Genomic DNA, 13799 nt, shown 5'->3' on the forward strand with positions numbered 1-13799 from the left:
CGGGGCCGGCCGTGTCTGACACGGAGCGCCGCCGTGTCAACGACCGGACAACGGCCGGCGCGACAGCGGACACGACCTGTCCGCCCGGGCCGCCGGACCATCGGCCGACACCGCCGTGGACGTCGTGCCGGGCGCTGGGTGGCGACGTTGACACTGGTCAGCGACCCGTCCTCTACTGGCGGCCAACCCGCTCAGCCCCCAGCGCCGATCCACAGAGAGGACGGAAGCAATGACGCTCCCACCCACGGCCCGCCGCCTGGCGGCCCGCCGCCGCATCCAGGCGGGCCTGGCGCTCTGCCTGGGCGCCGCCGCGCTGGCCGCCTGCGCCGGCAGCGCCGACCCCGAGGAGCCCGCCGGCGGTGACGGGGACGAGCAGACCGTCACGTTCCGTTCGTGGAGCCCGATCGAGCAGACCACGCGGCAGATGATCGACTCGTTCACCGAGGCGAACCCGGACGTCACGATCGACGCGACGATCTTCAACTACCCGGAGTACGTCGTCGACCTGCAGACGCGAGCGTCGTCGGGCACCATGCCGGACATCATCGGCCTGCAGCCGGGTGCGCTGACCCAGCAGTACCGCGAGAAGCTGATGCCGCTCGAGCAGTGCGCGGCCGACACCTGGGGCGACGACTGGGAGAGCAGGTTCCACCCGGTCGGCCTCGAGCAGGCCCGCATGGGCAACCCCGACGGCGACGAGCACTACTACGCGCTGCCCCTGCTGGTGCAGACGGTGAACCTGTGGGCGAACTCGGAGCTGCTCGACGCCGCCGGGATCGAGCCGCCGGCCACCTGGGACGACCTGAAGGCGGCTGTCGCCACGCTCGGCGACGCCGGCGACGCCGCGCCGTTCCTGCTGCCGGCGAAGGACGCCTGGCTGCGCAACGTCGTGTTCCTGCAGATCGCCAACAACCTCGAGCCGGGCCGCGTCTACCAGGCGGAGAACGGCGAGGTGCCCTGGACCGACCCTCGCATCGTCGAGGCGTTCGACTACTGGAGCAGGCTGTTCACCGAGGGCATCGCCCAGGACGGCGCGCTCGCGCTGGACTCGTACCCGAACGGCGTCAACCAGTTCGAGGCGGGCAACGCGGCGATGATCCCGCTCGGCGCCTGGTGGATCCAGCAGTCGGACCCGTCGAAGACGGAGATCGCGCCGCTGTCCGAGGGCATGTCCGGCTACGAGCCGTTCCTCTTCCCGACACTGCCCGGCGGCGCGCCCGAGTCGCAGCTGGTCGGCGGCATCGACGTCGCGCTGGGCATCTCCGCCGACGCGGCCGACCCGGACCTCGCCTGCGAGGTGCTCACCGACTGGATCGCCGGCGACGGCGGCCAGGTGCTGATCAACACGTTCAACGACCTGCCCGCGGTGACCGGCCTGAACCCGGAGGAGTTCACCAGCGACAAGCAGGAGCAGATCTGGAACCAGCTCACCCAGGACTGGATGCCGAAGGTGCAGTGGTCGCGGTACTTCGAGAGCCCGGAGATCGACACCGCCGTCGCCGACGCGCTCGCCGGCGTCGCCGCCGGTCAGCTCACCCCGCAGCAGGCCGCCGAGTCGGTCCAAGCCGTGCAGGACCAGCAGGGCTGATGACCGCCTCGACGTCGCTCGTCCCGGCGGCCCGGAACACCCGGGCCGCCGGGGCCGGCCCACGCCGCCCGGCACGCAGGTTCACCCGCGAACGGCTGGTCGCGCTGGGCTTCATCGCCCCGGCGGTCGTGCTGTTCGCCACCTTCGTGGTCTACCCGATCGTCTTCAACGTCCAGTCCAGCCTGCTCGACTGGGACGGCGTCAGCGCCGGCACCCCCGTGGGCCTGGACAACTACCGCGACCTGTTCGCCGACCCGACGTTCCACACGACGCTGCGGAACTCGGCGTTCTGGATCGTGCTGACGATCGTCCCGCAGGCGGCGCTCGGGTTCGCGCTGGCGTGGCTGCTGAACACCCGGCTGCGCGGCCGGACGGTGTACCGGACGCTGTTCTTCCTGCCGGCGGTGCTGTCGCCGGTGGTCGTCGGCATCGTGTGGCAGCGGCTGCTGGACCCGTTCAACGGCGTGCTCGCCCAGCTCGGCCGGGCCACCGGGATCGACCTGCTGACGCGCTCGTACCTGTCCGACCCGTCGACGGCGATCTTCGCGGTGATCGTGGTCAACGTCTGGATGTGGACGGGCTTCTCGATGCTCTTCTACCTCGCCGGGCTGCAGCTGGTCGACCACAGCGTCGTCGAGGCCGCCCGCATCGACGGCGCGACCGGCTGGCAGCTGATCCGCCGCATCGTGCTGCCGCTGCTCAAGCCGACCCACCTGGCGCTGCTGCTGCTCGGCATCATCGGCTCGCTGAAGACCTTCGAGCTGGTCTGGGTGCTCACCGAGGGTGGGCCCAACCACGCGTCGGAGTTGATGCCGACGTACCTGTTCAAGCAGGCGTTCCAGCTGCAGTCGTTCGGCTACGGCGCCACCATCGCGGTCGTCCTGCTGGTCGTCGCGGTCGGCTCGTCGCTGGCGATGCTGCGCACGTTCGGCTCCGGCTTCATCACGGGAGACCGCTCATGAGGCGCCGCATACGCGACGTGGACGCGCCGCCGCGCTGGGCGCACTGGGTGCTCGGCCCGCTCGCGGTGCTGTGGATGATCCCCGTCGTCATGGTCATCGGCATCTCGCTGCTGCCGACGTCCAACCCGTCGACGACCGGGCTCGGGCTGGTGCCCGAGGAGCCGACGCTGCGCAACTACGTGACGATCTTCGAGACCAACCCGATCGCCCGGCACCTGCTCAACAGCCTGCTGGTGTCGGTGCCGTCGATCGTGCTGGTGCTGCTGCTCGGGTCGATGACGGCGTTCGCGCTGGCCCGGCTGCGGGTGCCGTTCAAAGGCGTCGTGTTCGTCGGGCTGATCCTGGCGCTGGTACTGCCGATGGCCGGCGTCGTGACGGCGATGTTCAAGATCTTGCAGGGCCTCGGGCTGTACGACAACCTGCTCGGCCTCGTCCTCGCCTACACCGCGCTGGGACTGCCGTTCGCCGTCATCATGATCCGCACCACCTACCTCGCCATCCCGGACGAGACGTACGAGGCGGCGCTGGTGGACGGCTCGTCGACGTGGACGATCTTCTGGCGCATCTACTTCCCGCTCGGCAAGGCGGCCGCCGCGGTCGTCGTCGTGTGGCAGCTGATGATGAGCTGGAACGACTTCCTGCTGCCGCTCGTCGCGATCGGCGACAACGACCTCAAGCCGCTCACGCTGGTCCCGCTGGCCTACCGCGGCATCTACCTGAGCCAGCCGGGCGCGCTGTTCGCCGTGTTGGTGCTGATCTCCGTGCCGATCGTGGTGGTGTACCTGTCGGTGCAGCGCTACCTGGTCAACGGGCTGGCGGGGTCGGTCAAGTGAGCTTCCTGGGCATCGACCTCGGCACCACCGGGTCGCGGGTCGCGGCGTACGACGCGGATGGGCACGAGCTCGCGGCGCGCTCGCAGCGCACGGCGGTCGTCCGTCCGGCGCACGGCCGGGCGGAGATCGACGCCGACGCCGTCCGGGCCGCCGTGGTCCGGCTGGTCGGCGAGATCGTCGCGGACCCGGCCGTCATCGCCGACCCGGTCGAGGCGCTGTCGTTCTCGACGCTCGGCGAGGCGATCGTGCCGGTCGGGCCGGACGGCGCCGCGCTCGGGCCGGCGCCGCTGAGCATGGATCAGCGCGGCGCGGCGTCGGCGGAGAAGCTGGCGGCCGCGCTCGGCGACGAGCACGTGCAGCGGCTCACCGGCCAGCCGTTGCACCCGATGTTCTCGGTGCACAAGATCCGCGAGCTGCTGCCCGGCGGCGCGCTCCCGGCGGCGGTGCGGACGATCGACGACCACGTGGCCGGCTGGTTCGGCGCGGCCCCGGCGATCGACCTGACGATGGCGGCGCGGACCGGCGCGTACGACGTCGGCGCCGGGCGCTGGTCGGACGAGATCCTCGGCGCGCTGGACGTCCCGGCGGCGCTGCTGTCCGAGCCGGTCCCGGCCGGGACGGTGATCGGCGCGGTGACGGCGGACGCGGCCGCGGCGACCGGGCTGCGTCCGGGCACTCCGCTCGTCGCCGGGGTGCACGACCAGGCCGCCGCGTTCCTCGGTGGCGGTGGGCGGGCGGGGGAGCGGTCGGTGTTCTCCTTCGGCTCCAGCGACTGCCTCACCGTGGGCACGTCCGCACGGCCGTCGCGGCTGCTCGGGACCGGCCTGGCGACGTACCCCGTCGGGCCGGACCTGTGGGTGACGCTGGCCGGGACCGCCGCGGGCGGGTGGGCGCTGGACTGGTTCGCGTCGCTGGTGCACCACGACCGCGTCGACCCGTGGGCGTCGCTGTTCGACCTGACGTCGACACCGCCCCCGGCGCTGCTGGTGCTGCCGTACCTCGCCGGGTCCGGCACGCTCGACAACGATCCGCGGGCCCGCGGCGCGCTGCTCGGCCTCACCCTGGAGACGACGACGGCGCAGGTCGCGCGGGCGTTCGTGGAGGCCTCGGGCTACGAGCTGGCGAAGATCCGGGCCGCGCTGGCCGAGCGCGGCATCGCCGGCACCGACGTGTACGCGGCCGGCGGCGGCTCGGCCAACCCCAGCGCGCTGCAGGCCCGGGCCGACGCCGCCGGCCTGCGGCTGCGCGCCGTCACCAAGGAGGCGTCCACCCGCGGCGCCGCCCTCCTGGCCGCCGCCGGCGTCGGCGTCCACGACGGGATCGGCGCGCTGCCGGCGCCCCCCGTCCTGCACGACGCCCGGCCCGAACCCGAGTACGCCGCCTGGTACACCCGCCAGCGCGAGACCTTCGGCAGCCTCTACCCGCTGCTGCGGACCGTCAACGATTCGTTCACCGCTCTCGAGGAGATCGCATGACCACGCTCGACACGTTCGACCTGCAGGCCGCCCGGGAGAGCGTGCTCGCCTACTGCCTGGAGTCGGTCGCACTGGGCCTGAACTTCAACACACAAGGCAACATCAGCATCCGCATCCCCGGCACCGAGACGTTCCTCATCACCCCGACCGACCTCGAATACGACAAGATGACGCCGGCCGACCTCGTCGTCGTCGACGAGGACGCCAACGTCGTCGACGGCCGGCTGCAGCCGTCGTCGGAGGTGACGGTGCACCTCGCCGTCTACGCGGCGCGGCCGGACGTGCAGGCGATCGTGCACACCGAGCCGACCTTCGCCAACGTGTTCGGCGTCCTGGGCGAGCCGATCCGCGGCGCGCTGGTCAACATGGTGATCTACACCAAGGGCGACGTGCCGGTCATGCCGTTCGCGCTGAGCAACTCCACCGAGTTCGGCGTCCAGATGGCTTCGTACCTGGAGGACCGCAACGCCGTCGTCTGGGCCAACCACGGGCTGCTCACCGTCGGGCCTAACCTGCGCGACGCGTTCAAGACGACGGTCGCCGTCGAGAGCGCCGCGAAGGTGCTCACGCACGCCCGCGCGATCACGTCCGACCCGATCGTGCTGGACTACGCCTCCCTCGGCATCACGCACGCGCTGTGAGGCGTGCGCGGTCAGCCTCAGCCGAGCACGTTGCGGGCGGCGTCGAGCGGGATGCAGCCGCAGGTGGTGCCATAGGCGATGTCGTAGTCGATCTCGAGCAGCCGCGGTGGCAGGCCGGGGTTGTTGATCCGTTCGGTGAGCAGCTGGACGACCCGGGCGGCCAGCGTCGTCGCCGGTGCCACCGCGTTGGTCGGCACGATGCCCGTCGTGCCCACCCCGGGGATCTGGTCGAACGTCGTCAGCACGATGTCCGACGGGATCTTCAGCCCGAGCCGGACCGCCGCCGACAGCACGCCCCAGAACATCAGGCTGTTCGTCGCCAGCACCCCGAACGGCGGCTCCAGCGTGCGGAACAGCGCGTACGCCGCGGTCTCGGCCTCCTCGGCGGTGGTCAGGCCGGCCAGCACGTGGTTCTCGGTGCCGGTGCGGCCGACCACCCGGTGGAAGGCGGTGTGCCGGTTGCGCAGCGTCGACACTCCGAGGTTGCCGGCCACGAGGCAGACCCGCTGCACGTGGTGCTGCTCGACCATGTGCAGGGTCAGCGACTCCGCCGCCCGGCGGCTGTCGGGCAGCACGTGGTCGACCAGCCCGCGCACCGACGGCACCGTCCGGTCGACGACGACGGTCGGGATCTGCCGGGCGAACTCGGGCAGGCTCGGGGCGCCGGTCGGGAAGATCACCAGGCCGTCGACCTCGAGCCGGCGGAAGGCCTGCAGGATCTCCTCCTCGATGTGCAGGTCGTCGTCGGAGTCACTGGACACCAGGGTGGGGCTGACCGTGGCCAGGCGCTCCTGCAGCGCCCGGCTGACCGCGGCGAAGTAGTCGTTGCGGACGTCGGGAAAGATCAGCCCGACGACACCGGTGCGCCGCTTGCGGCCCCGCGGCCGGGTGTCGCCGCCGGCGCCGAGCTCCTCGATGGCGGCCTCGACCGCCTGCCGGGTGGCGGCGGCCACGTGCGGCTCGGCGTTGATGACCCGCGACACCGTCTTGACGGACACGCCGGCGCGGGTCGCGATGTCGGCCAGACGCACCGTGCGTCCCCCGGCCGCCGTCACATGCGAACCCTCCACTGCGCCTCCCCGTCTCCTCCCGCGAACCCCCGCACGCATGACCATCCGGAGCTGCCATGACGCTCGTCACGAACCGTACCCTGCTCGACGTCGCCGCCGGCGCCGGATTCGGCGTGGGCGCCTTCAACGTCGCCGACCTCACCATGGCGCAGGCGGTGCTCGACGCCGCCCGCGCGACGGAGTCGCCGGTCATCGTCGAGACCCTCGCCGGCGCTCATCCGCACGCGTCGGATGCGGCCTTCTGGCCCCTGCTGCTGCGGCTGATCGACGAGTACCCGGAGGTGCCGGTCGCACTGCACCTGGACCACGGGCCGTCGTTCGAGACGTGCGTGCGGGCGATCGAGGCGGGGTTCACCAGCGTGATGATCGACGGGTCGCTGGACGCCGCCGGACGGCCGGCATCGTTCGCCGCGAACGTCGAGGTGACGCGGCGCGTGGCCGAGTACGCGCACGAGCGCGGGGTCTCCGTCGAGGGGGAGCTCGGGACGATCGGCGGGTCGAAGGACGGGACGGCGCGGGCGGAGATCGTGCTGGCCGACCCCGCCCAGGCAGCGTCGTTCGTCACGGCGACCGGCGTCGACGCGCTCGCCGTCGCGATCGGCACGTCGCACGGCGCGTACAAGTTCGATTCGCCGCCGGACGGCTCGGTGCTGCGCCTGGACCTCGTCGCCGAGATCGCCGCGCTCGTGCCGGGCACCCACCTCGTCCTCCACGGGTCGTCGTCGCTGCCGGACGGGCTGCGCTCGCGGGTGAACGCCGCCGGTGGGCGGGTGCCGGAGTCGTGGGGCGTGCCGGACGAGGAGAAGGTCCGGGCCACGAAGCTCGGCATCCGCAAGATCAACCAGGGGATGGACCACTACCTCGCCTTCACCGCCGGCGTCCGCGAGGCCCTCGCCGCCGACCCCGCATCCGTGGACCCCGCGGTCTACCTGGCCGCGGGCCGGGCGTCGGCCCAGCGGCTGCTCGAGGAGCGGATGGCGCTGTTCGGCCAGGCCGGCCAGGCGCCACTGTATCGCCTCTGATGTCAAGAGCGCCGCGTCCACGTCGCGGCGCGGCCGACACCGTCGGCCTCGACCTCGCCGGGGACCTCGAGCGAGTCGATGGCCAGTCGGATGGTCTGGTCGCTGATGTCGGAGATCCGGAACGTTCGCGGCGCGTGGTGTCGCGCGCGAGGAGGACGGGATGGTGCCGTCCGGCCTGCTGCGCGGCGGTGTACCGAGCGACGGCTCGTCCACGTGGTACGGCGTCCGTTCGGCCTGGACCGGCGTGAACCGCTCGACTCGGGTGCCGTCCGGCAGACGGTCGACGACCAGGCTGTCGACCGTCTTGAAGGCACCACCCGGCGCCTCCGAACAGGCGAACAGGATGAGCCGGGCCGCTCACCGCGGTGCCCCGTCCCTCGAGCGTGAGGGGCGGGGCACCGTCGCGCCCGGCGTCGACATGACGGCCGCGACGAAGCTGCGCCATACTTGATGATGCCGGGCGACCTTCCCGATGGAGCAGAGGAAGACATGAGCGCTGCACCGGTGCCCGACTGGCTCCGGCCGCCACCGGGCGGCTTCACGGCTGACGATCTCGACCGGCTCCCGGACCTTCCTCCGCACACCGAGCTGATCGACGGGAGTCTCGTCTTCGTCAGCCCGCAGAGCACATTCCATGCCCTGGTGATCTCCTGCCTCGAGCATCGGCTGCGCCAGCAGGCGCCGGCGTCGCTGCGCGTCCGCCGGGAGATGACGGTCACGCTGGGCCGCCAGCAGCGTCCCGAGCCGGACGTCCTGGTCATCAAGGCCGCCGCGGCCGGCGGCATGGACCTCACCACGTACCGGGCCGAGGACGTCGTGCTGGCCGTAGAGGTGATCTCGCCGGACTCCGAGGCGCGCGACCGCGTGCGCAAGCCGCAGCTGTACGCCGAGGCCGGCATCGGGTACTTCTGGCTGGTCGAGAACGTCGGCGGCAAGCCCGTCGTCCACGTCTACGAGCTGGACCCGCTCACCCGTGCCTACCTCCCGGCCGGAAGCCACCACGGGCATCTTCGAGTCGAGGTGCCGTTCGACGTCGACATCGACCTCACCGAGATCGACCGGCTCTGATTCCGCCGGGACGGGGGGTCAGGAGCGCACGGCCGTGCCCAGCGGGTCGAGCTGCTCGGACGTCGCGTCGTCGGCGGCCGTGGACTCGCTGAGGTCGCGGTGCCGCTCGTCGGACTCGAGAAGGGCCCGGCCGGCGGCGGTGCCGTAGCGGTAGGCGTCCGGCCCGGCCAGCAGCCGCAGCGGCGGCTCGTCCATCGCGACGACGCGCAGCACCAGCTGGGCGACCTTGGCCGGGTCGCTGGCCATGGTCGCGCCGCGCTCGCGCATCGCGGCGCTGGCGCCGACGGTGCCGGCGTACTCGGGCCGCACGGGGTCGATGCGCATCGACGAGCCGGCCCAGTCGGTGCGCATGCCGCCCGGCTCGAGCACGGTGACCTTGATGCCGAGCGGGGCGACCTCCGCGGCCAGCACGGACGAGAACCCGCCGACGGCCCACTTCGAGGTCTGGTACGCGCCCAGGCCCGGCGTCGCCATCCGGCCGCCGACGGACGATACCTGCACGACGTGTCCTGCGTGTTGCCGCCGGAGCACCGGGAGGGCCGCCTGGGTGAGGTTGACGACACCGAACAGGTTGGTCTCGACCTGCGCCCGGAAGTCCGCCGGGTCGACGTCCTCGATGCTGCTGACGTTGGCGTAGCCGGCGTTGTTGACCAGCACGTCCAACCGGCCGAACCGGTCGACGACGGTGCGGACGGCCCGGTCCGCGGCGGCGCGGTCGGTGACGTCGAGCGGGACGATGACCAGGCGGCCGCCGTGGTCGCCGGCGAGGTCGTCGAGCGCGCGGACGTCGCGCACCCCCGCGACCACCTGGTGGCCGGCGTCCAGTGCGGCGGTGACGATCGCGCGGCCCAGGCCGCGGGAGGCGCCGGTGACGAGGAAGGTGGACATGGTCGACTCCTAACTAACTGATTAGTTGATACCAGTGGACTCCTTCCGCCTGGCGGTTGTCAACTAACTCGTTGGTAAGCTCGGTCACCATGACGACCCCGATGCCGCGCGACGCCGAGCGGACCCGCCGCCGGCTGCTGGATGCCGCGCGCGACGAGTTCGCCGCCGTCGGCATCGCGGGCGCCCGGGTCGACCGCATCGCGGCCGCCGCGGCCAGTAACAAGGCGCAGATCTACCACTACTTCGGCAGCAAGGACGGCCTGTTCGACGCGGTCTTCGACGACCTGTGCCGGGCCACGCTCGACGCCGTCCCGATCGACGCCCACGACCTGCCCGAGTACGCCGGCCGGCTCTTCGACTCCTACGAGCAGCGGCCGTGGGTGCAGCGGCTGGCCACCTGGTACCGGCTGGAACGCGCCGGTGCGCGGCCGCTGGAGATCGTGCTGCGGAGCAATGCGGCGAAGGCCGCGGCCATCGCCGACGCGCAGGCCGCCGGCGTGCTGCCGTCGACCTTCACGCCGGAGGAGCTGCTCGGCCTGGTCCTGCACCTGTCCGGGTTCTGGAGCTCGAACACCCCCGAGTACGACACCGTCGTGGACGACGTCGGCCGCGAGCGCCGCCGCGAGGTCGTCGTCCGCGCCGTCGCCGCACTGCTCGCCGCCTGACCGTGGAAATATCACCGCGAACGAGCGGAAACCGGGCGGAAAGGTTCGCCGCACACACTGTGGCTCCCCAACCCCTGAGGAGCCATCTGTGGGCAATTCCGCTCGCCGGGTGATCGTCCCGGCCGCGACAGCCGTGCTGTCGTCCGCGCTGCTCGCCGCGCTGATCGTTCCGTCTCCCGCCGGTGCGGCACCGGCGCCGCCCGAGGAGCTCGCCGCCGCCGAGGTCGCGGCCGGCCCGAACTGGTCCGTCGAGCGCGCGCCCGGCGGCTACCAGGTCACCGTCGAACTCGACGCGGCGCTGCCGATCCGCGGCGACGCCCCGACCATCGTCGTCGACGGCGAGCCGATCGGCCTGGCCACGGAGTCCGGCGACGGCCGCTCGCTGACGGTGTTCACGGCCGACGCCGCGGTCGCCGAGGCCGAGACCGTCGTGCCCGGCTGGTCGAGTGAGTCGACGACGGCCGCGGCGGGCGCCGCGGAGGCGAGCCCTGCCACGGAGGTGCCCGCGGCCGGCCTCGAGCAGCTCGCCGCCAACCCCCTGGAACCGGGGCCGTACGACTGGACGGAGTCGATCTACGCCTTCGGCGACCAGGCCGTCCCGCTCGCCGCGATCGGCGGCATCCGCGGCGAGCTGGAGGGCAAGCTCTACCTGCCGACGACCGGCGGCGCCCGGCCGACGGTGATCCTGCTGCACGGCCGGCACGGCTCCTGCTACGGGCCCGGCGAGGCCAACCCGAACCGCTGGCCGTGCGCGCCGTCGCCGGACGCGCAGCCGGCGCGGCTGTCCATCCCCAGCTACCTGGGGTACGACGGCACCGCCCGCGCACTGGCCAGCCACGGCTATGCGGTCGTGTCGATCTCGGCCAACGCCGTCAACGCCAACGACAACCAGCTCGCCGCCGACCAGGGCGCCCAGGCCCGCGGCCAGCTGATCCTCGACACGCTGACGATGCTCGACCGCGCCACCCGGGGCCGGCGGGTCGCCTACGACGACGCGTGGACCGGCCGGGAGGTCACCCTGAACCAGGCTCTCGCGGCGGGGACCGCAGCCCTCGCCGCGCGTGCCGACGCCTTCCCCGGCGGGGTCGGCCCGCTCGACACCGTCACCGCCGCCGACCTGCGCGGCCGCTTCGATCTGAGCAGCATCGGGCTGATGGGGCACTCGCGCGGCGGCGAGGGCGTCACCTCGGCGGCCGTGCTCAACCAGGCGCTGGAGCAGCCGTGGGCGATCGAGTCGATCCTGCCGCTCGCCCCGGTCGACTTCGGCCGCATGACCGTGCCGGACGTCCCGATGAACGTGATCCTGCCGTACTGCGACGGCGACGTCTCGAACCAGCAGGGTCAGCACCTGCTGGACGACTCCCGTTACGCCTTCGACGACGACGCGCTGCGCAGCGGCGTGTGGGTGATGGGCGCGAACCACAACTTCTTCAACACCGTCTGGACGCCCGGGCTGTTCTCGTTCAGCGTCAGCGACGACTGGGGGAGCGCGGCCCGGCGGGTCGAGCCGACCTGCGGCACCGACCCGTCGGTCGCGGACACCTCGATCCGGCTGACCCCCGCCGAGCAGTACGACGTCGGCACCGCGTACATGTCGGCGTGGTTCCGGCTGACGATGGGCGGCGAGGAGCAGTTCCTGCCGATGTTCGACGGCTCCGGCGCGGTGCCGGCCGCGCTCGGCGGCGCCGACGTGCGCAGCGTGTCGACAGCGCCGGCCGGCTCGCGGTCGACGGTGGTGTCGTTCGAGGAGACGTCGCCGCTGGTGACGACGGTGGGCGGGAGTACGGCGACGGTGTGCGCCAGCCTCAGCGGCCGGACGGTGCCGCCGTCGCTGCCGCCGTGTGCGTCGACGCCGAGCGCGGTGGCGCCGCACTGGACCCCGGCGTCCAACGGCGGCAACGTCCCCGCCACGCCGCTGACCCGGCTGACCTGGAGCGCGCCCGGTGACGGACTCGCCGTCGCCGTCCCGGCGGCGCAGCGGGACGCGAGCCGGTTCGAGCGGCTCTCGGTGAAGCTCGCGGCCGACGAGACCGTGCAGGTGGGCACCGAGCTGGTCGTGTCGGTCGCCGACGGCGCGGGCGCGAGCTGGTCGGCGCCGGTCTCGGCGCTGAACCCGTACGCGCTGGTGCGGATGCCGACGTCGGCCGCCGAAGCGGCCGCGAGCACGCTGAAGAAGCTGGTGCTGCAGCAGGTCGACGTGCCGATCGCCGACCTGGCCGCCGCCGGTCTGGACGTCACCGTCCTGACCGAGGTCCGATTCGCCGGGGCCGCCGGTTCGGACGGCACCCCGGCCGGGGCGGCGTACGTCTCCGACCTGGCGTTCGAGAACTCGGCGGTCGGCCGGGCCCGGTCGCGCACCTGGCGCACCATCGACGTCTACGCGCCGAACACCGACGAGGGCGACGGGCCGGGTACCACCGAGGTCGCCGTCTACCTCGACGCGCCGTCGTCGGTACCGGTGACCGGCTACGTGTCGGTGCTCGGGTCGGCCACCAGCCGGGCCGGCGCCACGATGCGGAAGGTCACGTTCGCCCCGGGGGAGACGTGCGCGGTCGTCGCGGCGTCCCGGCAGGGCGACGACGCGCCGAGTGCGAGCGCCGGAACCCAGGTCAAGGCCAGCGTCGTCAACACGTCCGGCGCCGTCATGGGCCGCCGGTCCATCGGCTTCACCTGGCTGCGCGAGGACGACGGCGTTCTCGATGGTGCGGCGCCGCTGGCCTCGTACGGGACGCCCGGCTCGGCGTGCGAGGAACTCGCCCGGGTGCGGGCCGGGACGCGCATCGGCGCCCGCGGCGTCGTCCGGGCCGGGGCCGACGCGTTCGTCACGGCGGCGGGCTTCCGGGCCGGGGAGACGGTGAGGATCACCGTCGGGTCCATGGCGCCGGTCGACGTCGTCGCGGACGCCGCTGGGAGCGTCGCGCACACCGTCGCCGTCCCAGCGGAGGTGGACGGCCGCTACCTCGCCGTCACCGGCGTCGGGGCCGGCACCGGCCTGACCGCCACCGGCCAGCTGGTCGTCACGTCGGCGCCGCGCGGGAGCTCGGGCTGACCACACGGGTTGGTGCCGCCGCGCCTGGGTAACGGCCCGGAGAGACCGACCCCGAAGGAGGAACCATGGCCAGTGCGCGAACCGTGGGCGACGTCATGACGACCGAGGTGGTGACGCTGCCGATGGACGCATCCGTACGCCAGGCGGCGGCCGAGATGCGCGACCACGACATCGGCGACGTGCTGGTCGTCGACGGCGACGAGCTGTGCGGCGTGGTGACCGACCGCGACCTCGTCGTCCGCGTCGTCGCCGAGAACGGCGACCTCGATGCCCACCTCGGCGACGTGTGCAGCAGCGGCGATCTCGTCACCGCCCGGCCCGACACGTCCGTCGACGACGTCGTCCAGATGCTGCGGGAGGCGGCCGTGCGTCGCGTCCCCGTGGTCGACGACCAGAAACGCCCGGTCGGGATGGTGTCGATCGGCGACCTCGCGATCACCGAGGACTCGCGGTCGGCGCTGGCCGACATCAGCGCGGCGCCGCCCAACACCTGACCGCACGGAGACAACGGGCGCCCGGGCCGCGTCGCGCGGCCCGG

General features: G+C 72.8%; 12 protein-coding genes. 10 read left to right on the forward strand and 2 right to left on the reverse strand.

Annotated elements, in window-relative coordinates:
• Nucleotides 1-229 precede the first annotated feature (229 nt).
• The 5 genes from DY240_RS19020 to DY240_RS19040 are packed head-to-tail and all read left to right on the forward strand — an operon-like array spanning nt 230 to nt 5499.
• The gene (locus DY240_RS19020; protein ID WP_119661415.1) at nt 230-1588 is read left to right on the forward strand and encodes an ABC transporter substrate-binding protein; all 1359 of its coding nucleotides are present in this window, start codon (nt 230-232) and stop codon (nt 1586-1588) included.
• Complete coding sequence (locus tag DY240_RS19025; RefSeq protein ID WP_119661416.1) at nt 1588-2550, forward strand: carbohydrate ABC transporter permease; 963 nt, start codon at nt 1588-1590, stop codon at nt 2548-2550. The genes DY240_RS19020 and DY240_RS19025 overlap by 1 nt, the downstream gene beginning before the upstream one ends.
• Nucleotides 2547-3383, forward strand: coding sequence for a carbohydrate ABC transporter permease (locus DY240_RS19030; RefSeq protein WP_119661417.1), 837 nt, complete (start codon nt 2547-2549; stop codon nt 3381-3383). Before DY240_RS19025 ends, DY240_RS19030 begins: the two co-directional genes overlap by 4 nt.
• On the forward strand, nt 3380-4858 hold the full coding sequence (locus DY240_RS19035; RefSeq protein ID WP_119661418.1) for an FGGY-family carbohydrate kinase: 1479 nt from the start codon (nt 3380-3382) through the stop codon (nt 4856-4858). Before DY240_RS19030 ends, DY240_RS19035 begins: the two co-directional genes overlap by 4 nt.
• Nucleotides 4855-5499 (forward strand): class II aldolase/adducin family protein, encoded by a 645-nt coding sequence (locus DY240_RS19040; RefSeq protein WP_119661419.1) that lies wholly within the window; start codon nt 4855-4857, stop codon nt 5497-5499. The genes DY240_RS19035 and DY240_RS19040 overlap by 4 nt, the downstream gene beginning before the upstream one ends.
• A 17-nt stretch (nt 5500-5516) precedes the next feature.
• Here the strand turns inward: DY240_RS19040 and DY240_RS19045 are convergent, their stop codons facing one another.
• The gene (locus tag DY240_RS19045; RefSeq protein ID WP_158602908.1) at nt 5517-6569 is read right to left on the reverse strand and encodes a LacI family DNA-binding transcriptional regulator; all 1053 of its coding nucleotides are present in this window, start codon (nt 6567-6569) and stop codon (nt 5517-5519) included.
• Between the two features lie 56 nt (nt 6570-6625).
• Here DY240_RS19045 and DY240_RS19050 point away from each other — a divergent pair, with 56 nt between their 5' ends.
• Entirely contained in the window at nt 6626-7591 is a 966-nt protein-coding gene (locus DY240_RS19050) for a ketose-bisphosphate aldolase (protein ID WP_119661421.1), read from the forward strand.
• A 489-nt stretch (nt 7592-8080) separates the two neighbouring features.
• Nucleotides 8081-8659, forward strand: a complete 579-nt coding sequence (locus DY240_RS19060; protein WP_119661423.1) for a Uma2 family endonuclease — start codon at nt 8081-8083, stop codon at nt 8657-8659.
• A gap of 18 nt (nt 8660-8677) precedes the next feature.
• Here DY240_RS19060 and DY240_RS19065 read toward each other — a convergent pair whose 3' ends face one another.
• Nucleotides 8678-9547 (reverse strand): SDR family NAD(P)-dependent oxidoreductase, encoded by an 870-nt coding sequence (locus DY240_RS19065; protein WP_119661424.1) that lies wholly within the window; start codon nt 9545-9547, stop codon nt 8678-8680.
• Between the two features lie 89 nt (nt 9548-9636).
• On the opposite strand from DY240_RS19065, the gene DY240_RS19070 reads away from it, so the two are divergent.
• The 3 genes from DY240_RS19070 to DY240_RS19080 all read left to right on the forward strand — a co-directional run bounded on the left by DY240_RS19070 (nt 9637) and on the right by DY240_RS19080 (nt 13755).
• A complete protein-coding gene (locus tag DY240_RS19070) occupies nt 9637-10212 on the forward strand; it encodes a TetR family transcriptional regulator (protein ID WP_199701781.1) in 576 nt (191 codons plus the stop codon).
• Nucleotides 10213-10300: 88 nt separating this feature from the next.
• Nucleotides 10301-13261, forward strand: coding sequence for an alpha/beta hydrolase (locus tag DY240_RS19075; RefSeq protein WP_147375402.1), 2961 nt, complete (start codon nt 10301-10303; stop codon nt 13259-13261).
• Between the two features lie 65 nt (nt 13262-13326).
• Nucleotides 13327-13755, forward strand: a complete 429-nt coding sequence (locus tag DY240_RS19080) for a CBS domain-containing protein (protein WP_199701787.1) — start codon at nt 13327-13329, stop codon at nt 13753-13755.
• The last annotated feature ends 44 nt before the right edge of the window (nt 13756-13799 follow it).

Origin of the sequence: Jiangella rhizosphaerae, assembly GCF_003579925.1 — a bacterium.
In the GTDB taxonomy this organism is placed as follows: Bacteria; Actinomycetota; Actinomycetes; order Jiangellales; family Jiangellaceae; genus Jiangella; species Jiangella rhizosphaerae.